This is a genomic window from Caballeronia sp. (genome assembly GCF_028292365.1).
Taxonomy (GTDB): Bacteria; Pseudomonadota; Gammaproteobacteria; order Burkholderiales; family Burkholderiaceae; genus Caballeronia.
Genome location: NZ_JAQGMM010000396.1, coordinates 1 through 20,203, shown reverse-complemented (window position 1 = coordinate 20,203; position 20,203 = coordinate 1). Strand labels below are relative to the sequence as shown.

Below are 20,203 nucleotides of genomic sequence, written 5' to 3'. Positions count from 1 at the left end.
CTATCGACTTCGATGCCCCATCCGAACAAGTCGCGCAGCGCCTGATCGGCGCAATCTTCACGGTCGATGGCGTCGGCGGGAGGATCGTAGAGACAGAAGCCTACGATCGTGAAGATCCGGCGTCGCATACCTTCTCCGGACCGACACCTCGCAACGCCGTCATGTTCGGGCCATCCGCGCACGTCTATGTGTATCGCTCGTACGGCATTCACTGGTGCCTGAACTTTGTTTGCCGTGAAGAAGGCCACGGCGCGGGGGTGTTGATCCGCGCAATTGAACCGCTGACCGGTCTCGATGCCATGCGTCAACGACGCGGCCTCGAACCATCAAAGCTGTTGTGCTCGGGACCGGGACGCGTCGCGCAGGCCTTGGGCATCACGCACGGCAACAACGGCATGTCCCTGCTTGAGGCGCCGTTTCACATTGAAGCGCCGGAGGAGGACTATCCGCTCGCGACGGGGCCGCGCATCGGCATCACGAAGGCGATGGATGTACCCTGGCGCTTCGGGCTCGCGGGATCGAAATTCCTCAGCAAGCCGTTCCCAAAAGTCTGATCAAACACCGGGCGACTCGTGTTGCGCTTTGCGCTTGCCGCGCTCTCGCCCGCCTATCCGGCCGCCCTGCCTATTACGCCAAAAGCTAGCAATGGCTGCTCCCGCGGCACCCTTATTGCTCTACGGAACCATGCTTGCCAGACAGCATCCGACCGGCCCCAACCGTTCGATAAAGGGGAATGCACATGAAACGCTCGCATCTTCCACATCGGTTTATCGAAGTGCTGCTTGCGGCCGCGATTGTCGGATGCAGCGGGGGCGGCGGAGACTCGAACACCAGTAGTTCTGCTGCCGCGTCCGGCGCCAGCGGGGCGGCACCCGCGCCCGGGGCCAGCGGGGTCGCTCCCGTGCCCGGCGCCAGTGAGGCGGCTCCTGCGTCCGCCGCGTCGAGTCCGGCCACCGCTTCGGGCACGCCCGCAGCATCCGGCGCGGGCACTGGCTCGCCATCGGGTTCCGCACCCACCACACCCGTGGTCAACGCCGCTGACGTCGCGACTTATCACAATGACGTCGCGCGCACCGGCCAGCACCTCAACGAGACCGCCCTGACCCCGGCCACGGTGAAGTCAGCGACGTTCGGCAAGCTTGGTTTCTACAGCGTGGATGGTCCGGTCGACGCCGAGCCGCTTTATCTTTCAAACATGACGATTGCCGGCGGCACGCACAACGTGCTGTACGTCGCGACGGAAAATGCGAGCGTCTACGCATTTGATGCCGATACGGGCGCTGTATTGTGGAAAACGACTACCCTCGCCAGCGGCGAAACGCCCAGCGACACACTCGGCTGTTTCCAGATTTCTCCGACGATCGGCGTGACTGCGACGCCTGTTATCGATCGCTCGCGTGGTCCGAATGGCGCAATGTATGTAGTCGGCATGTCCAAGACTGCAGCCGGCGCGTATCACCAGAGAATCCACGCACTCGACGTTACGACGGGTGCTGAATTGTTCGGCGGTCCGACGGAAATCACGGCGTCGTATCCGGGCACCGGCGCTAATAGTTCGAACGGCAACGTGATCTTCGACCCGAAACAATATGCCGAGCGTCAGTCGCTGCTGTTGTTGAACGGCACGATCTACACGGGCTGGACTTCGCATTGCGATGTCCAGCCTTACACCGGCTGGGTGATTGCTTATAGCGCGGATACGCTGAAGCAAACCAGCGTGCTCAATCTCACGCCGAACGGGTCCGGTGGAGCGATCTGGATGAGCGGCGCGGGCATGGCGTCGGATGGAACCTCGATCTATCTGCTCGATGCGAACGGCAGCTTCGATGCCACGGTCAATGCGGCCGGCGTGCAGGTATCGGGCGACTACGGCAATGCGTTCCTGAAGCTGGGAACGACGGCCGGTTTGTCGGTGGCTGATTATTTCGAGGCATCGAATACGATCCAGGAATCGGCCGCCGACGAAGACCTGGGTTCAGGCGGTGCGCTCGTGCTGCCCGACCTCACCGATGCCGCCGGCACGGTGCATCATCTTGCGTTGGGCGCGGGCAAGGATTCAGTCATCTACGTGGTCAACCGCGACTCGATGGGCAAGTACAACCCGGTGGCGGACGCCATTTATCAGGAGTTGGCCGGACAAATCAACGGCCCGGTGTTCAGCATGCCGGCGTACTTCAATAACACGGTGTACTTTGGCGCATGGGGTGACACCATCAAGGCTTTTTCGATCAGCGGGGCGCGGCTGTCAGCGGCGCCGGTCAGTCACACGCCGAACAGTTTTGGCACGCCCGGCGCAACGCCGAGCGTCTCGGCCAACGGGACATCGAATGGCATTGTGTGGGCTGCGGAGAACGGCAACATCGCGGCACTGCATGCGTATGACGCGACCAACCTGGCGAACGAGTTGTATAACAGCAATCAGGCGGGTGCGCGCGACCAGTTCGGTCCGGGAAACAAGTTCATCACGCCGATGATCGCGAACGGAAAAGTGTATGTGGGAACGTCGAGCGGCGTGGCGGTGTTCGGGCTGCTCGGTAGTCATTGAATCTCATCAGGCGCTGCATGCACGCACACAGCGCCCGCGCTTTTTATACGGTCTCGGTTTAGGGAGTCGCACCAGGACACTTGGTCAGGGTTGCGAAGTATTTTCAGCCCTGCATCAATTGCGCCAGCGCCTTGAGTTGCACACCTTCCGGGTCGGCGAGGTCGTAAAGAATGGAGAAGTGGTCTGCGCCCGGTATCGGAAAATAGGACACGTGCTCACCCGCGTCGGCGCAGGCATGAGCATAGTCATGCGAATGGCGAACGAGTTCGGGCAGTTCCGCATCGCCGACGGAGACGACCATCGGCGCACCGCAGCCGATATGCCGCATTGGGCTGAAACGCGCGATTTCCTCCGCCGATAACCCAAGCTTGTCGTTCAGCCGGCCTGCGCTGATGGGTTCAAGATCGAAGAGACCGCTCACGGGCAGCGCGTATTTGACCGCCGGATGGTAACGGTGCATCGCTGTCAGATGACCGCCTGCGGAATGACCGCCGAGTATGAGTGTCGTATGGCCCTGTTCGACGAGGAAGTCGAGCAACCGTCCGATCTCGCTCACAATTTGCGTCATCGAAGCGGTCGGCGCCAGCGTGTATTCGGCCACAACTACGTTCATGCCGCGGGCAAGCGGCCCTTGCGCGACGAAGGCGCAGAGTTCCTTGTCGCAGCTTTGCCAGTAACCGCCGTGGACAAAAACGAAAGTTGGAGCGATGGATGGGTGCCCGCTCACAACTGGGAAGAAATCGAAGCGCTCGCGGGGAGCGGCTCCATACCTGACGTCGAAATCGCCTGAATGCAATGCGTAGAACGCCGCGCTGCGAGTCTCAAAGTCGGCGGGGGGATTGCCGTTACTATAGGCCGCGTCGAGAGTCGCGCGATCCATGTTGCGCCACGAGAGGTTCATGCATTGATCTCCTTGAAAGTTTGAGCTTACACGGTCTATTTTTCCAGGAGCAGTGTAAGGAATTTCAAACGGTCTGCATCGGGAGACGACGACCGCATTGACAGCGATCGAAACCGCGGACGAAGCCCACATTTGCGAACCAATGGGCGATGGGGCCGAATCTCTTCGCAAAAGCGACGTAGGACACAGCGTAACGCCTAAGAGCAGCGTTATTTTGAGATGATCGTTTAATAATTAGTAAAGCTAATTTAACGATCGGTAGAAAGCGGCCTTATATATGGGATGCTCGTTCGCAAGTTGACCAGGCTCCCTGTCGCCCATAGAGTTGATCGATAGCAACGCATTAAGCGATCACAAACGGATTGCAAATATCAACGCCGCGGGAAAGACCGCAGCGCTGAAACAGCGTCGAGAAAACCAGGGGGAGAAAGAATGCAGGGTCAATCACCGGCCGTCGACGGCGAACGAGTTATTAGACGCGCCACGTTAAAACTCATGCCGTTGCTTGGCTTGCTCTATTTGATCGCTTATCTCGACCGGCAAAACATAGGTTTCGCGAAACTGCAGATGGTGGCCGATCTCGGTGTGAGCGAAGCAGCCTATGGGTTGGGTGCCTCACTGTTCTTTATCGGCTACCTGCTGTTCGAGATACCGAGCAACATCATGCTCGATCGAGTCGGCGCCCGCCGATGGTTCGCGCGGATCATGCTGTCGTGGGGCGCGGTTACGGTCGCGCTCGGCTTCACGCACAACACCGCCATGCTTTACATCCTGCGCTTTCTGCTCGGCGCCTGTGAGGCCGGGTTTTATCCAGGCGTGCTGTACTACTTGACGCTCTGGTTTCCCGTGCGCCACCGCGCGAGGCTGATCGGCTATTTCATGATCGGCAGTGCGCTCGCCAATGCAGTGGCCGCGCCAATCGGCGGCGTCCTGCTGGACTTCGACGGTCTGCTCGGCATGCGCGGCTGGCAATGGGTGTTTATCGTCACGGGCATGGCGGCGGTGCTGATGAGTCCGGTGGTCTGGAAGGTGTTGCCCGAGTCGCCACAAACCGCACGCTTTCTCACCGGGCCAGAGAAAAGCTGGCTGCTGAAGACCTTGCAAGCCGAGGCCGCTCGCATTGCGCCGACCGGCCACACCAACCCCTTTGCAGTGCTGCTGGACCGGCGCGTGTTGCTGATGTCGTTTTATTTTCTGTTCTTCCCGCTGTCGGCCTATGGTCTGAGCTACTGGCTGCCGACGGTCGTCAAAGGATTCGGCGTCAGTAACACCGTCAACGGCTTGCTGAATGTCATTCCCTGGTTGATGGTCGGCTTTGTACTATGGTGGGTGCCGCGTCACTCCGTCGCGAAGAACGAGCAGACGTGGCACATTGTCGTGCCGGCATTGCTAGGTTCGTTTTTCCTGCTACTAAGCGTCTTCGTTCCCGGCAATGCGCTGCAGTTTATTTGCCTGTGCTTCGCAGCGGCCGGCATATTCGCCGGGCAACCGGTGTTGTGGTCGTTGCCAGGCCGTTTTCTGACCGGCGCCAACGCCGCAGCAGGCCTCGCAGCGATCAATTCAATCGGTAACCTGGGCGGATTCATTTCGCAAAACGTAGTGCCAATGATCAAGGATCGCACCGGCAGCGTCATCGCACCGATGCTGTTCCTGTCCGCTTGTCTCGCGTTCGGTGCAATGATGACTTTTGTGATGCAGGCGGTTATCCGCAAGTCAGAGCGGCGCGCGACAGACGCTCAAGCCGTTCCTCCAGGTCCAGCAGGCTTGCAGGATTGAACGCGCCAAATAAGGTTTTTTCTATGCGCTAGCAGTTGAACAAGACTGATCGAAGCGCAACGTCACATTCATTTAATTAGTATATCTATCTTATAAAAATATCGATGAATTCAAGCCTGTGAAGCTTCGGAATCAACAACCATTTGTTCGAGAGTATTCGCATGAAAAGACTTATAACCGCTGGCGTCTGTCTCGCTTCCTATACTTGCGTTGGCCATGCACAGAGCACCGTTTCACTGTACGGCGTTATCGATGTCGGATTTGTGTACAACAATAATGCGCATGGCGCGAAACAGTATTCGATGGTTGCTGGCTCGCTTAAAGGCAATCGCTGGGGGTTACTCGGCAAAGAGGATCTGGGCGGTGGCTACAAAGCGGTGTTCCTGCTCGAAAATGGTTTTTCGGCGGCAAACGGCGCTCTCGGACAAGGTGGCGCCGAGTTCGGCAGGCAGGCTTATGTCGGTTTGAGTGGTCCAGCAGGGACGGTCACGCTTGGCCGGCAATATGATTCGATCGTCGATTACGTCGGTGTGATGAAGGCGGGCGGCGATACGGTGGGCGGTTACGCTAGTCACCCCGGAGACCTGGACAACACGGGAAATAGCTATCGCGTCAACAACGCGATCAAATACACGAGCGCTGGCTATCGAGGCATTACGTTCGGCGGTGTATTCAGTCCAGGTGGCATCGCAGGCGATTCACAGCGGAATCGGATTTATTCATTCGGAGTGGGCTATAAACAGGGGCCGCTTGCGCTCGGTGCCGCTTACCTCGTCGCACGTAATCCGAATTTCTCCTACTACGGCAACAACCCGGCGTCGAGCGTCACGGGCTCGAACATGGCGTCGGTCCCCATCTATTCAGGCTACGCGTCAGCGCAGACGCTGCAAACCGCTGGCGCCGCGGCGGCGTACACGTTCGGCAATGCGACGGCTGGGCTCGTCTATACCAACGCTCAATTCAGGGACCTGGATTCAAATGCTGCCCTGAACCCTCGAGCGTTGGGCGGCGAAGCCGTGTTTAATACGCTGGAAGCCAATTTCAGGATTTCGCCGATACCAACCATCATGGTGGGCACATCGTATGCCTACACGCGCGGTTCGCAGGCGACGAGCGGTGCTGCGGGCGGCGTCACTTACCAGCAACTCAATGTAGGGGCCGAATACTTCCTCTCGAAACGGACGGACGTTTACGCCGTCGTCTTCGGCCAGCACGCATCGGGGCGGGATTCGACCGGTGGCAATGCGGTCGCTGCCGTCTTCGGGCTCACTCCGTCATCGTCGAATACCCAGGTCGCAGCGACGGTTGGCTTGCGCCACAAGTTCTGAGTTAAGCGAGCGCACGCTGTGCAGCGTGCACGAGGCTTTTCACTCGTGTGAAGGCCCGGTCTCGATGCAGCTCACTCGCCGCAGATGCTCAGCAGGCTGGACGTGATTGCTGCGGCCAGTCATTGCGCGGGCAAAGGCGGCGATAGCGTCTCGTCACGTTTCCAGCGTCGGATAAAGTCTGGACAGCCGGCGACAGTCCACGCAAGTCACGACACCGAGCCTGGCTCCATGTGCGCCCTTCACGCTCTATCCCACGGCGCCACCCCTCCCATAACCTCAACCAGATAATCGATCATCACCCTCACCCGTGAGCTCAAATGCCTTCGGCTAGGGTACATCGCGAGTACAGCGATATCCGCCATATGGAACGCCGGCATCAGCGCCACCAGCCGCCCTGCTCGCAAATCATCGCCAATGATGAAGGTCGGCTGCCAGATCACTCCCAGTCCGGCAAGCGCCGCCGAGCGCGCGGTATCGCCGTTGTTCGTATGCATGTGGCAATTCACCCGAACGTTGTGCGGCTTCTCATCGACGTCAAGAAACTGCCACTCGTCACCGCTCGCGGCATACGTATAACCAATACAGCGATGCTCGCCCAAATCCGCGGGCCGCTCCGGCAAGCGCCGCTCCGCTAAATACGCGGGCGACGCGCACAGCACATTGCGCGACGCAGCGAGCTTGCGCGCCGCATTGCCCATCGACCCCGTGCGCGAAATACGAATGGCAAGGTCAACCCCTTCATCGACAATATCCACCACCCGGTCGATCAGCGATACATCCAGCTCGACATCGGGATATCGCCGCATGAACTCCGGCCATAACGGCGCAAGCTGCAACACGCCAAAGCTGACCGGCGCGTTGATCCGCAACCGCCCTCGCGGCTCGGCCGTCGATGACGACACCACCCCCTCCGTCTCGGCCACGTCATCGAGTATGGCGACGCAGCGCTCGTAAAGCGCCTCGCCACCCGATGTCAGCGATAACCTCCGCGACGTCCGGTTCAGCAGCCGCGTCCCCAGATGCGCCTCCAGCTCAACGATATAACGCGTCACGTTAGCCGGCGACGTATCGAGCGCATCGGCGGCGCGCGTAAAGCTGCCGCGCTTGACCACGGCTACGAAAACCTCATAAGCGCGCAAGCGATCCATTGAACGTCTCCGGTGCGGGTTATGCGATTGAGTGGTTGGGCGGGACTTCGATTCATGATTCATAAAAGCTGAACGATAAGACCATTTTCCGTGCCTGTTCGCAAGCTTCCGATGCGCTTACAGTGCGTCACATGGACCGGCGCATCGGGCACCGGCCAAGCTGAACAGAACGGAGAAACATCATGAATCGACTGACAGGAAAGGTGGCTATCGTCACGGGCGCAAGCGCCGGAATTGGCCGCGCGACAGCCAAGTTGTTCGCAGCGGAGGGGGCAAAGGTGGTGGTTGCAGCGCGCCGCGCGGCCGAACTGGAAACACTGGTGGCAGAGATCAGGGCAGACGGCGGCGAAGCCGTTTATCTCGCGGGCGACGTGCAATCGGAAGACCATGCAAAAGCCGTCGTCGCGCTGGCGATCGAAAAATTCGGCCGGCTCGACGCCGCTTTTAACAACGCCGGCACGCTAGGCGAAATGGGACCGAGCACCTCCGTTTCGGTGGAGGGATTCAACAACGCACTCGCCACCAACCTGACGAGCGCGTTCCTCGGCGCGAAACACCAGATCCCGGCCATGCTCGAACACGGCGGCGGGTCGATCATCTTTACATCGACGTTCGTGGGTTATTCGTTTGCGTTCCCAGGCACGGCTTCGTATGCGGCGAGCAAGGCCGGCCTGATCGGCCTCACGCAGGCGCTGGCGGCCGAGTACGGCGCGCAGGGAATCCGCGTAAACGCTGTGCTTCCGGGCGCCGTCGATACCCCGATGTACCGGGACATGAACGACACCGCCGAATCGCAAACCTTCGTCACCAACCTGCACGCGTTGAAGCGCGTTGCAACGCCGGAAGAACTCGCGCGTTCGGTGCTTTACCTGGCCTCCGATGACTCGTCGTTTGTCACTGGCACCGCATCGCTCGTGGACGGCGGCGCGTCCATCACGCGCACGTAAATTGTCTCCACTCCAATTACTCGAGAAAACATCATGACCCGACTCAACGGAAAACGTGCGCTGATCACTGGCGGCACTAGCGGCATCGGTCTGGAAACGGCCAAACAGTTCGCGGCGGAAGGCGCGCGCGTCATCGTGACAGGCACGAACCCCACGACCATCGCAGCGGCACAAGCAGAACTCGGCCCGGACGTGATTGTGCTGCGCGGCGACGCTGGCAATGTGGACGATCAAAAGCGGCTCGCCGCTCAAGTCGCCGAAACCTTCGGCCAGCTCGACGTGCTTTTCGTCAATGCGGGCGTGGTGGGCTTGCGGCCCGTCGACCAATGGACCGAAGCCGACTTCGACCGGTCCTTCGCGGTCAATCTTAAAGGGCCCTATTTCCTGATCCAGGCGCTGCTGCCCGTGTTCGCAAAGACGGCGTCAATCGTCTTCAATGGCTCGATCAACGCGCGTATCGGCATGCCGAATTCAAGCGTTTATGCCGCCACCAAAGCAGGACTGATTTCGCTGGCGCGGACCTTGTCGGGCGAGTTGATATCGCGTGGAATCCGCGTGAATGTGGTGAGCCCGGGACCGGTCGCCACGCCCCTCTACGGCAAGCTTGGGATGGAAAAAGAACAGCTCGACGGCGTAGCGAAAAGCATCCGCAGCCAGATTCCGGTGGGCCGCTTCGGCGAGCCGGTCGAGATCGCGAAAGCCATTGTGTTCCTTGCCTCCGATGAATCGAGCTTCACGGTCGGCAGCGAACTGGTGATCGACGGCGGCATGAGCAATCTTTAATCGCAGCACCGGCCCGGCCGCACGGATGGCGTTGCCGTCCGTGCCGGACCACCCCGTATAAACCCGCGCACGACAACCAAGCGGGCGTTTATAACGGCATCGTGGATGGAACGGCTCTTGCGCCGCTTTTCATGTCACTCACTCAAAGGAGGGCGACATGACGGACAAGCAGACAGACACTAACTATGCAGGCCGATCGCAAGAAGAACGCCGGGCGCAACGCAAGGGCGAAAAGCAGCGCGCGCAGGAACAACCCGGAGGTCATCTGGCGCAAGAAGGCACCGAACCGGACAAGCATCACAGCTCGGGACAACTATCCGAGGAGGGGAAAAAGGTCTGGCAAACCGGCTCGGGAATCGATGGCGGCGGCAAGAGCCGATAAACCTGACATCCCGCAGGGGTCTTCCATTTGGTAAAACGTGGAACAATGAGGGCTTAATGACTTTGCTACAGGCATCTGGAGCCCTTGATGAGCGCCACGCGCAACTCCCCCAACGCGTCTTCGGACATCGACGATCAAACTGATCACGCCGATCGTCCGAGCCGCGAAGAAGCTGAAGCCGCCGTTCGGGTTCTGATCCGCTGGGCCGGGGACGACCCTGCGCGCGAGGGACTTGTCGATACCCCATCGCGTGTCATCCGCTCTTACGAAGAGTTCTTCGCGGGCTATGCGCAGGATCCTCGCGAAATCCTGGCTCGCACCTTTTCCGAAGTGCAGGGTTACGACGAGATGATCGTGCTCAAGGACATCCGCTTCGAAAGCTATTGCGAACATCACATGGTGCCGATCATTGGCCGCGCTCACGTGGCGTATCTGCCGCGTGAGCGAGTGGTGGGCATTTCGAAGCTGGCGCGCCTGGTCGATGCGTTCGCGAAGCGCCTGCAAATCCAGGAAAAGATGACGGCGCAGATCGCCGACACGCTGGAAGAAGTCCTGCAACCGCTAGGCGTTGGCGTGATTTTGGAAGCCAATCATCAGTGCATGTCCACGCGCGGCGTGCATAAAGCCGGTGCGTCGATGGTGACATCGCGGATGCTGGGCACGTTCCGCGATGACCCTTCCACACGCCGCGAATTCTTGTCCATCGTCGGACATTCCAGCGGGTTCAGCGTGTCGAATAGCTAAAAAGCTTGGGTGAGGTTCACTAAGGCTCACTCAGCCTCAGGCGCCGCGGCCATCGTCCGGCGCGTCGCCTGCACCGCCTTCGCGGATCTTGCCTTGCGAGACGTTGCTGCCCGGCGGCACGCTATGCGTGAGCCAGACGTTGCCGCCGATCACGGAACCGCGTCCAATGGTCACGCGCCCAAGAATAGTCGCGCCGGCATAGATCACCACCTCGTCTTCCACTACCGGATGGCGCGCATTGCCCTTCACCAGCACGCCGTCATTGCCCGCCGGAAAACTCTTCGCGCCCAGCGTCACTGCCTGATACACACGCACGTGCTGGCCGATCACCGCGGTCTCGCCGATCACCACGCCCGTCCCGTGATCGATGAAAAAACTTGGCCCGATCGTCGCGCCCGGGTGGATGTCGATCCCCGTAGCCGAGTGGGCGATCTCGTTGATGAAACGCGCGAGCAAGGGTACGCCGAGCTTATGCAGGGCATGGGCCAGACGATGATGCGTCATGGCCCAGATGCCTGGATAGCAGAGCAGGATCTCCGTGATGTGCTGCGCAGCGGGGTCGCCCGCGAATGCGGCCTGGATGTCGCTTACCAGCAGCGCCCGGACGGCCGGCAACTGCGCGCCGAATTCACGCGCGAGCCCAAACGCGTGCATGCCGAGTTCGGTATCGCTCAGGTCGTGGTTCTCCGGCAAGAAACGCAAGGCGCGGCGAATCTGTTCGGAGAGCAGGCGCAAGGTGCTCTCAAGCGTGTGGCCGACGTAATAATCGACGCTCTCGGCGGTCAGGTCGGCATCGCCGTAATGGGTGGGAAACAGCGCCGAGCGCAGCCCATTGACGATCTTCACGATCGCTTCACGCGACGGCAATTCACGGATTCCAAGCGGATGGCGAGTGCGATGCAACGTTTCGCGCGACGCCCGCAAGTCAGCCACGATCTTGTCGAGGCCCCATTCGTGGGAGGGAGATTGATCTTCTACGGGGACAGTCTTGGGCATGTCGGGAGCTTGGGCGGATGACGCCGTGTTGAACGGCACGATCTAAACGATGCCCCGAGATTAACCGTTTTTCTGCAAGACTGCCGCCTGTGCGCAAAACCCGTTTCAGGTGCGCGCTCAGGACTTGGGGTCGACCTTCACGTGACTGGCGTCGATCCATCGAACCGCCCAGTCGCGGGCATGCGCAATGGCTTCGTCGGCGTTGCCAAAGCGCAGGTCGGCAGGGAAAAAACGATTAGCGACCAGTTCACCGTCGCTTGATCGCGAGATGACCACATAGGGTTGGAAACAGCCGTCGCCCTGACGTGCCGGTGCACAATTGAGTAAATAGCCGCGATGTGAAAATGCCGCGTCAAATTGCATGAGTCACCCTGATTTTAAGTGCCCCGCTGGATTCGCGATGGTCGTCTCCCGCTCGCTTGAAACGCGCGAATCCGGCAAGCGGCGCGAGGCCGTCCGGTGGCGCACGCAGGCCTGGCGAACAACAAATCATACTCTTGAGAAAACCCTCGTTGGGTTGAAAAAAATCAATTTGGCTTAGAACATTTACTGATGTTTTATCCCGTGGTTTATTCCTATATGTGAGTTGGCCCCGGGGTCGACCCGGCTTTGTACTGCGGAAACGCCGGAATGTTTCTTGCGTGGTGTCTCTTTGTTAACTTGAACCCAAGCGGAGCGAATCATGAACAACGCGCAGAATAATGAGTCGCAGGACAAGCAAGCGCAGCGCGCGGCCGACAGCCCGCTGAAGAAGCCGGAAACCGAAACCGCCAAAGCCCAACCTGGTGACGTGGCGGCGGCAGCGGAGGGCCGTGAAACGGGACCCAAAAAGGGGCTCCAAGCTGGGCCCGGACAGGCGGGTAGCAGCACGCCCGATTCATCGTTGGAAAATGCGGGGCCGCTCGGTGAGACCAACGTCACGCATCAGGCAATGGATGTTCTCAACGACGACACCCTGGACGATACCGTCGACGCTGACGGAAAAAATCGCGATGCCTCACGCGACGAAACCATGCTCGAGCACAACCCCAATGCGTTTGTCGGCGTGGATGCAACGCTAGTGAATTCGCGCTATGAACAAGGCGATGGCCTGGGCGGTTTCGATAGCCGTCCGGCTCGCAACGGGCTGGCGCTCGCGTTGGAGGAAGGGTTCAGTGTCGTCGATAAAGGCATGATTGCGCCGGACGTGGAGGAGGTCGAACGCCAGTACGAATTCGTCGAACGCGATCCCCACGGTTACAACTTGCGAGGACGCAGGCATTTCGCCATCAATCATGTCAGGCCATCGCGGCTGATCGAGATCCAGCGGCGCGAGAAATAACTTGGCGTTGGTTACCAAAAAAGAAGGGCCGAAAGCCATGGCGGCTTTCGGCCCTTCTTTCAGTTCATCCCCGGTTCATTTCTTTTCCGGCTTGTCCTTCTCATCGTCGGATTCAATCCGGGTCACGCCTCCTGTCGAAGGTGGATCGCTGGCGGGAAAGGTATCTTCCACGGCACGGTCGACGTCTTCTTCCTCTCGATGCGAATGCGGATGCTGTTCCTTCGGTTTCGTCGTGGTCATTCCTGACTCCTGGTCGGTAATCCATGTAAAGACTGCTATCGGATGCAGCGTCGTTGCAATCGCGTGGTGTCGTGTCGCTGCTTCCTGCCTTGTCTTGCGCTGTAGTCGCGATAAAAGTCACGACATAACCGCCAACAGAAATGCAGGCTTTCGTCAGGCAAACCGCCGCTGCATGCGCCGCCACGCGGGCTCTGCACATAAGCCTAAGTAATTGAAAGCAAGCGATGTTCCCAACTTTCCCTTGATCTGGCACGACCCGTGCATTAAGACTCCCGCGAATCAGACGAATGCAGCACGATGCATCGAAAAACCAAGCGGCGGGGGCCGGCATGAACACAACCAATACTTACTCGAACGACGCGTTACAGCCGTTACAGCAAAGGCATGGCCTGCGCGCATCGTGGCGTGAACAAGCACTTTCAACTGCACTGGTATGCCTCGGGCTGGCGTACGTCCTCTCATGGGCCGAGATGGGGCTGGCGTTGATGACCGGTCTGGACGAGCCCATTGCCGCGCTGATCGCATCGCGAGCGTTGATTGGTGGCTTGTACCTATGCGTGGCGTTCCGCCTGCAATGGGCACGCTGGATTACCGTGGTGCTCGGCTTTGCATCGGTCGTGCTGGTCGGTCCCATGCTAGGCGCCGAATGGCGGGCAATCCCTGTTGCCGCGCTCGTGACCGGCATCGTGCTGGTGTTCAAGCTGGCGGCATCGATCTTCCTGCTCTCGCCGGACGCGTCACACGGCACCCGTTGAAACTGAAGTTGAAGTGAAGTTGGAGTTCACCTGAGAGAAACGGCCCGGGACGCTTGTTCAAGCGGCCTGTAAAACGCACAATAGGAGCCCGTTTCTTCTTCGATGAGCCTCCCATGAAAATTGCCGTCATTGGTGCAACCGGCACAGTCGGCCGCGCCGTCTTCTCCGAATTCCAGCCGCGTCACGACGTGTTCGAAATTGGCGCCACGCGCGGTGCGCATCGCGTCGACCTGACCAAGATCGACAGCATCCATGCGCTGTTCAAGTCGATCGGTCAGGTCGATGCCATTGTTGCCACCGCCGGGCATGTTCACTTCGGCGAACTCGCGCAGATGACCCCCGAGCAATTCCGCATTGGCCTCGACGACAAACTCATGGGCCAGGTCAATCTCGTGCTGGTCGCGCAACAGTATTTGAACGACGGCGGTTCGTTCACGCTGACCAGCGGAATCGTGGGCGATGAACCCATCAAATACGGCGCAAGCGCCGCGGCGGTCAATGGCGCCATTGAAGGTTTCGTGCGAGGAGCCGCGATCGAACTGCCACGCGGCCTGCGCATCAACGTTGTGAACGCGACCATGCTGGAAGAAGCCCGTGAAGCGTTTGGCCCGTATTTTCGTGGCTTCGAAGCTGCATCCGGTGCGCGCGTTGCGCTGGCGTACAGCCGTAGCGTGGAGGGCCTTGAAACCGGCCGTATCTACAAGGTGCGTTGAATGGTTAGCGAATGGTCGAGGGACGATTATCGCGTCACCACGGACATCAGTTCGTTTGACTTCGACGTCGTGCATCGGTACTTGAGCGAGGTGGCTTACTGGTCGCCCGGCATCTCGCGCGAGAAGGTCGAGCGGGCTGCCACGCATTCGCTCGCGTTCGGCCTCTTTCATCGCGGCGTGCAGATTGGTTATGCCCGCGCGATCACCGACACCGTGAGCTTCGCGTATCTCGCCGATGTCTTTGTGCTACCAGGCCGTCAACGCGACGGCCTGGGCACATGGCTGGTGGAATGCGTGCTGGCGCATCCGGATTTGCAGGGCTTGCGCAAGATGATGCTGACGACTTCAAGCGCTCACACGCTATACGCCCGCTTTGGTTTTGCCGTGCCTGCGCAGCCGGAAAAGCTGATGGAAAAACACGCGCCGGAGTGACGCCGGGGTAATCTTTCAGCCGCCACTGACACCCTGCGTGTTGACGTAAAGCGAGTACAGGCCGTGACTCGCCGCCATGAACAAGCGGTTGCGATAACGGCCGCCAAAACACACGTTGGCGCAGCGTTCAGGCAACGCGATATGTCCAATCGCTTCACCTTGCGGCGTGAAGATCCTTACGCCGTCCAGTTCGTCGCTGCCCATGCCCCAGCCGCACCACAGGTTGCCGTGCACATCGACGCGAAAACCGTCGGGCGTGCCCTGCCCGGCATCGATCAATTCTCGCTGGTTTGTCAGCTTAAGGCCGTCGCTGGAAATATCGAAGGCGAGGATCTTGCGCGGCGATGCACGCGAATCGACGATATAAACCACCGACTCATCGGGCGAAAATGCGAGTCCGTTCGGACCGATCAGCGTGTCGGTCATCATGGTGATCTCGCCGCTCTTGCCATCCACGCGATACACCGCCGGCTTCAATTCTGGCGCCTTGCGCTCGCCTTCATAGAAGCCGTCAATACCGAAGGTCGGGTCGCTGAACCAGATCGAGCCATCGGATTTCACGATCACGTCGTTCGGTGAATTGAGCGGCTTGCCGTTGTATTGATCGGCAAGCACGGTGATCGAACCGTCGTACTCTGTGCGTGTTACGCGGCGCGTGAGATGCTCACACGTGACCAGCCGTCCTTCGCGGTCGCGAGTGTTGCCGTTGGCGTTGTTCGAAGGCTTGCGGAACGTGCGGACCTCGCCCGTTTCTTCGTCCCAACGCAGCATGCGGTTGTTCGGAATGTCGCTCCATACCAGCGTGCGGCTGTCGCCGAACCAGACCGGGCCCTCAGACCAGCGAGCCCCCTGATACAAACATTCGACCGACGCCATGCCGACACGCAGCGCGTTGAAGCGCGGATCGAGTACTCGGACGGCGGGATCGGGATAACGGCGCTCCATCTGTTTTCATCTCCTTGTTTGATTCATGTGTTTAGTTGGGTCCGAGTTCGCCATCGCGCAGGCGCCACAGGTTTAACGGGTTGTCATCCTGGAGTGCAAGCGGCAGCAAAGCTTGCGGCAGGTCCTGGTAACACACCGGCCGCAGGAAGCGTTCGATCGCCATCGCGCCAACCGAGGTCGCGCGGTTATCGGAAGTAGCAGGATACGGCCCGCCATGCACCATGGCATACGATACTTCAACGCCGGTCGGAAAGCCGTTCGCCAGAATCCGCCCGGCCTTGCGCTCAAGGATGGGCAGGAGACGGCGCGCGAGCGGCACGTCGTCGCTTTCCATCTGCAGCGTCGCCGTCAGCTGACCTTCAATACGGCGTGCCAAGTCGAGCATCTCGTCCTCGCTGCGGCAAATCACGATCAATGACGTCGGTCCGAATATCTCATCCTCGAGTTGCGGCGTGGAGAGAAATTTCTCGGCGCTCACCGTATAAAGCGCGGGCAGAGCCGGACATGACGCATCGGATTCGGCGCCCGTTGCAACGCGCTCCACGCCAGACTTGTCGCGCCGCGCAATACCTTCCTCATACGCGGCCGCGATGCCCGCGGTCAGCATCGTCTGAGCGCCTTTCTTTTCAAAAGCACTTACCGCGTAATCGATAAACGCCTGCAAATGCGGTCCTTCCAGCACCAGCACCAGACCCGGGTTCGTACAGAACTGGCCGACGCCGAGCGTGACTGAATCGACGAAACCCGTCGCCAGCGATTCAGCCCGCGCCGCCAGTGCACCCGGCAGTACGAAGAACGGATTGATGCTGCTCATCTCGGCAAACACGGGAATCGGCTCACGCCTCTTCGATGCGATCTCGATCAACGCCAGGCCACCCCGCCGCGAGCCCGTGAACCCGACCGACTTGATGGCCGGATGCGCGACCAGCGCTTCGCCGATCGTGTTACCTGCCCCGACCACCAGCGAGAAGACGCCTTCGGGCAAACCGGAATCCGCCGCCGCTTTCTGGATCGCGCGCCCGACCAGTTCCGAGGTGCCCAGATGCGCCGGATGTGACTTCACGACCACAGGACAACCCGCGGCGAGCGCGGCGGCGGTGTCGCCGCCGGCTACCGAAAACGCCAGCGGGAAATTACTGGCGCCGAACACGGCAACCGGACCAACGGGGATCTTTTGCAAACGCAAGTCGGGACGCGGCAGCGGCTTGCGTTCGGGCTGCGCCGAATCAAGCGTGGCAGCAAGCCAGCGGCCTTCGCGCACAAGCGACGCGAACAGTTTCAATTGCCCGATCGTACGGGCACGCTCGCCTTCCAGGCGCGCTTTGGGCAACGCAGATTCGGCTTGTGCGCGTTCAATCAACGTGTCGCCAAGCCCAACAATGTTGTCTGCAATCGCTTCCAGGAACTGCGCACGCGTTTCGAGCGGCGCGAGCCGGTAGGTATCGAATGCCTGCTCGGCAAGGTCGGCCGCGCGGGCGACTTCCTTTGCTCCACCGCCGCCAAAAGCCGGCTGCAAGTCGACACCGCGCGCCGGATCGAAGGCATGCAGTGTGGCGTCTTTTCCGCGCACCGCCGTGGCACCGATCAGCATTTCTCCCGTGATCTGCATGTGAACTCTCCTGAAAACAGCGACTATCGCGGACCGCGATGGTCGCCGTGAATGACAAAAAAACCCGCTGACATGAAGCACAAGCGTGAAGCGCAAGCGACCTTGCTCTTTGCCGTGGACTCTCACGCCGCACAGAAAGTTTCAGCGTTGTGCGGACGGACCCTGCGCTCGTTCCAGCGCTTCCTTCGCCGCCGTCGAAGCAAACTGCTGGCCCTGCCATCGTGCAACAGAACTTAAGGCATGGTCATGATGTAGGGCCTGCGTGACGATACGGCGTGAGCCAGCCCAAGCCGTCGGACGTGCCTGCGCGCGGCCGATACTCGCAGCCGATCCACCCGCCATAGCCGAGTGAATCGATGAGATCGAAAAGGTACGGATAGTTGACTTCGCCCGTATCCGGCTCGTTGCGGTAGGGCACGCCGGCAATCTGAATATGGCCGATGCCCGCGTTGCGCCGTTTCATGTCGCGGCGAAGCTTGACGGCCAGATCGCCTTCCACGATCTGGCAGTGATAGCAGTCGAACTGGACTTGCAGGTTCGGCAGGCCAATCTCTTCGCAAATCGCTTGCGCTTCATCCTGCCGGTTCAGGAAATAGCCGGGCATGTCACGCGTATTGATCGGCTCGATCACGATGGTGACGCGCGCCGTTTGCGCCATGCTAGCGGCGAGCGTCAGGTTCTTGATGTAGACATCGCGATGTTGTTCGCGCGAGTGCTGCGTTGGCTGTGGCGATTCAATCAACCCGGCCATTACATGGAGCCGGTCGTTGCCGAGCGCAGCGGCATAGTCGAGAGCAATCTCAATGCTGCGCCGGAACTCCTCCTCACGTCCCGGCAGCGAAGCGAGGCCGCGTTCACCGCCGGTCCAGTCGCCCGGCGGCGCGTTGAACAGCACCTGCTTCAGGCCATTGTCCGCGAGCTGAGCCTTGATCTCCGATGGCGGGAATTCATACGGAAACAGGAACTCCACCGCCTTGAAACCATCACGCGCCGCCGCGCCAAAACGCTCGAGAAACGCGTGTTCGTTGTACATCATGGTGAGGTTGGCGGCGAAACGCGGCATGATGAACCTCCTGCTGGTCGGGGTAACGCCGAGGCGGCCGGCGTCGCGGACAAACATGGCCGGAGCGGTGCGCAAGACATACTGCGCAACTCCCGCGCCCGGTTTGCGCACTGCCCGTCGTCACCCTTCGCTGCCCCCTCACTGCGATGATATTCCCGGACCCCGCGCCCGGAATGATCGGTAAAAACCCTCGTTACGGCGCAACCGGATGGTCAATCAATGCGAAAGCATCGCGGATTTCCGACGTGCTTTTCGGGCGCACGACCCGCGCGACCTCGAGCCCGTTGTCGAGGAAGATCAGCGTTGGCCAGAGTTTGACCCTGAACGAGCGGCCGAGCGGGCGGCCGCTACCATCCTCGATCTTCAGATGCCGGACGCTGGCGTGGTCCTGGAACGCCTCCACAATCAGCGGTTGGGCAGCACGGCAATAGCCGCACCAGGACGTGCCGAATTCGATGACCGTCGGCCCGTCGAGCGCGTCAATGTCAGCGCGCGGCGGCGCGGAAAGTGCAAATTCAGTGATCATCGCCATCAGGTCTTTCTCCTCGAAACGCAACTCCAGCCATTCTATTCAGCAACGACCTGACGCGCTCGACACAGGTTTTTCCTCGGCCTTTTGCCTTTAAGTCCGAATACAAGTCTAGAACTGCCCGAAGCCAGTCAACCCGATCAGGCTGCCCGCAGCCAGCAACCACAGCGGATGCAGCTTCGTCTTGAACGACAGGAACGCAATGAGCGCCGTGACGGCTGTGAGTATCCAGCGGGTGTCCGACGCTTCGGCAATCAACGACGCGCTTGCCGCGACCAGGCCGGCGGTCATCGGTACGAGGCCGAGTTGAACGTACCGCCGCCATGGATGGTCCTTGAAGCGTTCCCAGGCGTGCATGGCCGCGACCGTCACGATTGACGACGGGCCAAATTTTGCAATCGATGTCACCAGTACGCCCGGCCAGCCGGCCACATGCCAGCCGATCAGCGTCACGATCATCATGTTGGGTCCGGGCGCCGCCTGTGCGAGCGCGAACAGCGCGGAAAAATCCGCCTTCGACATCCACTGATGTATGTCCACTACTTGTCGCTGCATCTCGGGCAGGATCGTATTGCCGCCGCCGAAGGCGAGGAGTGAAAGCTGGCTGAAAATGGCCGCAAGCGAAACGAGATCGTGATTCATCGGCTCTCCCCGCGCTTCGCTTCCTGTTTTATTTCCGGCTTCGCTTCGCGATTCACCCTCGACGCGACGAAAATCGAAACCGGTGTGAGCACGAGCATCACTGGCAACAACGGCAAGCGCAGCAACGCGATCGCGATGAACGCCAGCAGTGCGACCGCTGCCATGGAGAGTTTGCGCCGCAACGGCCACGCTACCTTGATAGCCATCGACACCAGCAAGCCCGCAGCAGCCGCGGCGAGTCCCGCGAACAAATGGCGGATGTGCGGGTCCTGATGCGTGCGTTGATACAGCACGCCGAGCCCGATCACGATCAGCGAAGGCCCGACGATCAACCCAAGCAGGCCCGCCAGCGCACCCGCCACGCCACGAAATTTCATGCCGACCGCAACCGACAGGTTGATCAC

General features: G+C 60.1%; 23 protein-coding genes. 12 read left to right on the top strand and 11 right to left on the bottom strand.

Annotation, left to right across the window (positions count from 1 at the left end; translation table 11 throughout):
- The first annotated feature begins 2 nt into the window (after window positions 1-2).
- Window positions 3-554: a DNA-3-methyladenine glycosylase gene (locus JWR14_RS23965; protein ID WP_299713012.1), complete on the top strand. Its 552-nt coding sequence runs from the start codon at window positions 3-5 to the stop codon at window positions 552-554.
- 185 nt (window positions 555-739) lie between these two features.
- On the top strand, window positions 740-2,545 hold the full coding sequence (locus JWR14_RS23960) for a PQQ-binding-like beta-propeller repeat protein (protein WP_299713009.1): 1,806 nt from the start codon (window positions 740-742) through the stop codon (window positions 2,543-2,545).
- A gap of 103 nt (window positions 2,546-2,648) precedes the next feature.
- On the opposite strand, the gene JWR14_RS23955 is transcribed toward JWR14_RS23960, so the two are convergent.
- Window positions 2,649-3,446, bottom strand: a complete 798-nt coding sequence (locus JWR14_RS23955; RefSeq protein WP_299713006.1) for an alpha/beta hydrolase — start codon at window positions 3,444-3,446, stop codon at window positions 2,649-2,651.
- A 432-nt stretch (window positions 3,447-3,878) separates the two neighbouring features.
- Here JWR14_RS23955 and JWR14_RS23950 point away from each other — a divergent pair, with 432 nt between their 5' ends.
- Window positions 3,879-5,222 carry an MFS transporter gene (locus JWR14_RS23950; protein ID WP_299713003.1) on the top strand — a complete coding sequence of 448 codons (1,344 nt, stop codon included), beginning with the start codon at window positions 3,879-3,881 and terminating at the stop codon, window positions 5,220-5,222.
- Between the two features lie 161 nt (window positions 5,223-5,383).
- Entirely contained in the window at window positions 5,384-6,550 is a 1,167-nt protein-coding gene (locus JWR14_RS23945) for a porin (protein ID WP_299713000.1), read from the top strand.
- Between the two features lie 239 nt (window positions 6,551-6,789).
- Here the strand turns inward: JWR14_RS23945 and JWR14_RS23940 are convergent, their stop codons facing one another.
- On the bottom strand, window positions 6,790-7,698 hold the full coding sequence (locus JWR14_RS23940; RefSeq protein ID WP_299712997.1) for a LysR family transcriptional regulator: 909 nt from the start codon (window positions 7,696-7,698) through the stop codon (window positions 6,790-6,792).
- Between the two features lie 182 nt (window positions 7,699-7,880).
- On the opposite strand from JWR14_RS23940, the gene JWR14_RS23935 reads away from it, so the two are divergent.
- From JWR14_RS23935 to folE, 4 genes are all read left to right on the top strand, one after another.
- Window positions 7,881-8,645: an SDR family oxidoreductase gene (locus tag JWR14_RS23935; RefSeq protein WP_299712995.1), complete on the top strand. Its 765-nt coding sequence runs from the start codon at window positions 7,881-7,883 to the stop codon at window positions 8,643-8,645.
- A gap of 33 nt (window positions 8,646-8,678) precedes the next feature.
- On the top strand, window positions 8,679-9,428 hold the full coding sequence (locus JWR14_RS23930) for an SDR family oxidoreductase (protein ID WP_299712992.1): 750 nt from the start codon (window positions 8,679-8,681) through the stop codon (window positions 9,426-9,428).
- A gap of 157 nt (window positions 9,429-9,585) precedes the next feature.
- The gene (locus JWR14_RS23925; protein WP_299712989.1) at window positions 9,586-9,810 is read left to right on the top strand and encodes a hypothetical protein; all 225 of its coding nucleotides are present in this window, start codon (window positions 9,586-9,588) and stop codon (window positions 9,808-9,810) included.
- An 87-nt stretch (window positions 9,811-9,897) separates the two neighbouring features.
- Window positions 9,898-10,554: a GTP cyclohydrolase I FolE gene (gene folE, locus JWR14_RS23920; protein ID WP_299712986.1), complete on the top strand. Its 657-nt coding sequence runs from the start codon at window positions 9,898-9,900 to the stop codon at window positions 10,552-10,554.
- Between the two features lie 36 nt (window positions 10,555-10,590).
- On the opposite strand, the gene epsC is transcribed toward folE, so the two are convergent.
- Window positions 10,591-11,550, bottom strand: a complete 960-nt coding sequence (gene epsC, locus JWR14_RS23915; RefSeq protein WP_299712983.1) for a serine O-acetyltransferase EpsC — start codon at window positions 11,548-11,550, stop codon at window positions 10,591-10,593.
- 117 nt (window positions 11,551-11,667) lie between these two features.
- Window positions 11,668-11,913 (bottom strand): hypothetical protein, encoded by a 246-nt coding sequence (locus JWR14_RS23910; RefSeq protein ID WP_213766076.1) that lies wholly within the window; start codon window positions 11,911-11,913, stop codon window positions 11,668-11,670.
- Between the two features lie 319 nt (window positions 11,914-12,232).
- On the opposite strand from JWR14_RS23910, the gene JWR14_RS23905 reads away from it, so the two are divergent.
- A complete protein-coding gene (locus JWR14_RS23905) occupies window positions 12,233-12,871 on the top strand; it encodes a DUF3005 domain-containing protein (protein WP_299712975.1) in 639 nt (212 codons plus the stop codon).
- A 75-nt stretch (window positions 12,872-12,946) separates the two neighbouring features.
- Here JWR14_RS23905 and JWR14_RS23900 read toward each other — a convergent pair whose 3' ends face one another.
- The gene (locus JWR14_RS23900) at window positions 12,947-13,111 is read right to left on the bottom strand and encodes a hypothetical protein (RefSeq protein WP_299712972.1); all 165 of its coding nucleotides are present in this window, start codon (window positions 13,109-13,111) and stop codon (window positions 12,947-12,949) included.
- A 329-nt stretch (window positions 13,112-13,440) separates the two neighbouring features.
- Here JWR14_RS23900 and JWR14_RS23895 point away from each other — a divergent pair, with 329 nt between their 5' ends.
- The 3 genes from JWR14_RS23895 (at window position 13,441) to JWR14_RS23885 (ending at window position 15,011) form a co-directional block, all read left to right on the top strand.
- Window positions 13,441-13,866, top strand: coding sequence for a hypothetical protein (locus JWR14_RS23895; protein WP_299712969.1), 426 nt, complete (start codon window positions 13,441-13,443; stop codon window positions 13,864-13,866).
- A 113-nt stretch (window positions 13,867-13,979) separates the two neighbouring features.
- Entirely contained in the window at window positions 13,980-14,579 is a 600-nt protein-coding gene (locus tag JWR14_RS23890; RefSeq protein WP_299712966.1) for a short chain dehydrogenase, read from the top strand.
- Window positions 14,580-15,011: a GNAT family N-acetyltransferase gene (locus tag JWR14_RS23885; protein WP_299712963.1), complete on the top strand. Its 432-nt coding sequence runs from the start codon at window positions 14,580-14,582 to the stop codon at window positions 15,009-15,011.
- Window positions 15,012-15,026: 15 nt separating this feature from the next.
- Here the strand turns inward: JWR14_RS23885 and JWR14_RS23880 are convergent, their stop codons facing one another.
- The 6 genes from JWR14_RS23880 to JWR14_RS23855 all read right to left on the bottom strand — a co-directional run.
- Complete coding sequence (locus tag JWR14_RS23880) at window positions 15,027-15,956, bottom strand: SMP-30/gluconolactonase/LRE family protein (protein ID WP_299712960.1); 930 nt, start codon at window positions 15,954-15,956, stop codon at window positions 15,027-15,029.
- Window positions 15,957-15,987: 31 nt separating this feature from the next.
- A complete protein-coding gene (locus JWR14_RS23875; protein ID WP_299712957.1) occupies window positions 15,988-17,565 on the bottom strand; it encodes an aldehyde dehydrogenase (NADP(+)) in 1,578 nt (525 codons plus the stop codon).
- A gap of 244 nt (window positions 17,566-17,809) precedes the next feature.
- Complete coding sequence (otnI, locus tag JWR14_RS23870; RefSeq protein ID WP_299712954.1) at window positions 17,810-18,628, bottom strand: 2-oxo-tetronate isomerase; 819 nt, start codon at window positions 18,626-18,628, stop codon at window positions 17,810-17,812.
- Between the two features lie 193 nt (window positions 18,629-18,821).
- Complete coding sequence (locus JWR14_RS23865; RefSeq protein ID WP_299712951.1) at window positions 18,822-19,160, bottom strand: thioredoxin family protein; 339 nt, start codon at window positions 19,158-19,160, stop codon at window positions 18,822-18,824.
- 108 nt (window positions 19,161-19,268) lie between these two features.
- A complete protein-coding gene (locus JWR14_RS23860; protein WP_299712948.1) occupies window positions 19,269-19,799 on the bottom strand; it encodes a chromate transporter in 531 nt (176 codons plus the stop codon).
- Window positions 19,796-20,203, bottom strand: a 408-nt coding sequence (locus tag JWR14_RS23855) for a chromate transporter (RefSeq protein WP_299712945.1), incomplete at its 5' end; no start/stop codon positions are given. The genes JWR14_RS23860 and JWR14_RS23855, both read right to left, overlap by 4 nt.

Coding starts and splice junctions, on each gene's coding strand:
- JWR14_RS23960 (WP_299713009.1), top strand. CDS start 740: ATGAAACGCTCGCATCTTCCACATCGGTTTATCGAAGTGCTGCTTGCG.
- JWR14_RS23955 (WP_299713006.1), bottom strand. CDS start 3,446: ATGAACCTCTCGTGGCGCAACATGGATCGCGCGACTCTCGACGCGGCC.
- JWR14_RS23950 (WP_299713003.1), top strand. CDS start 3,879: ATGCAGGGTCAATCACCGGCCGTCGACGGCGAACGAGTTATTAGACGC.
- JWR14_RS23945 (WP_299713000.1), top strand. CDS start 5,384: ATGAAAAGACTTATAACCGCTGGCGTCTGTCTCGCTTCCTATACTTGC.
- JWR14_RS23940 (WP_299712997.1), bottom strand. CDS start 7,698: ATGGATCGCTTGCGCGCTTATGAGGTTTTCGTAGCCGTGGTCAAGCGC.
- JWR14_RS23935 (WP_299712995.1), top strand. CDS start 7,881: ATGAATCGACTGACAGGAAAGGTGGCTATCGTCACGGGCGCAAGCGCC.
- JWR14_RS23930 (WP_299712992.1), top strand. CDS start 8,679: ATGACCCGACTCAACGGAAAACGTGCGCTGATCACTGGCGGCACTAGC.
- JWR14_RS23925 (WP_299712989.1), top strand. CDS start 9,586: ATGACGGACAAGCAGACAGACACTAACTATGCAGGCCGATCGCAAGAA.
- folE (WP_299712986.1), top strand. CDS start 9,898: ATGAGCGCCACGCGCAACTCCCCCAACGCGTCTTCGGACATCGACGAT.
- epsC (WP_299712983.1), bottom strand. CDS start 11,550: ATGCCCAAGACTGTCCCCGTAGAAGATCAATCTCCCTCCCACGAATGG.
- JWR14_RS23910 (WP_213766076.1), bottom strand. CDS start 11,913: ATGCAATTTGACGCGGCATTTTCACATCGCGGCTATTTACTCAATTGT.
- JWR14_RS23905 (WP_299712975.1), top strand. CDS start 12,233: ATGAACAACGCGCAGAATAATGAGTCGCAGGACAAGCAAGCGCAGCGC.
- JWR14_RS23900 (WP_299712972.1), bottom strand. CDS start 13,111: ATGACCACGACGAAACCGAAGGAACAGCATCCGCATTCGCATCGAGAG.
- JWR14_RS23895 (WP_299712969.1), top strand. CDS start 13,441: ATGAACACAACCAATACTTACTCGAACGACGCGTTACAGCCGTTACAG.
- JWR14_RS23890 (WP_299712966.1), top strand. CDS start 13,980: ATGAAAATTGCCGTCATTGGTGCAACCGGCACAGTCGGCCGCGCCGTC.
- JWR14_RS23885 (WP_299712963.1), top strand. CDS start 14,580: ATGGTTAGCGAATGGTCGAGGGACGATTATCGCGTCACCACGGACATC.
- JWR14_RS23880 (WP_299712960.1), bottom strand. CDS start 15,956: ATGGAGCGCCGTTATCCCGATCCCGCCGTCCGAGTACTCGATCCGCGC.
- JWR14_RS23875 (WP_299712957.1), bottom strand. CDS start 17,565: ATGCAGATCACGGGAGAAATGCTGATCGGTGCCACGGCGGTGCGCGGA.
- otnI (WP_299712954.1), bottom strand. CDS start 18,628: ATGCCGCGTTTCGCCGCCAACCTCACCATGATGTACAACGAACACGCG.
- JWR14_RS23865 (WP_299712951.1), bottom strand. CDS start 19,160: ATGGCGATGATCACTGAATTTGCACTTTCCGCGCCGCCGCGCGCTGAC.
- JWR14_RS23860 (WP_299712948.1), bottom strand. CDS start 19,799: ATGAATCACGATCTCGTTTCGCTTGCGGCCATTTTCAGCCAGCTTTCA.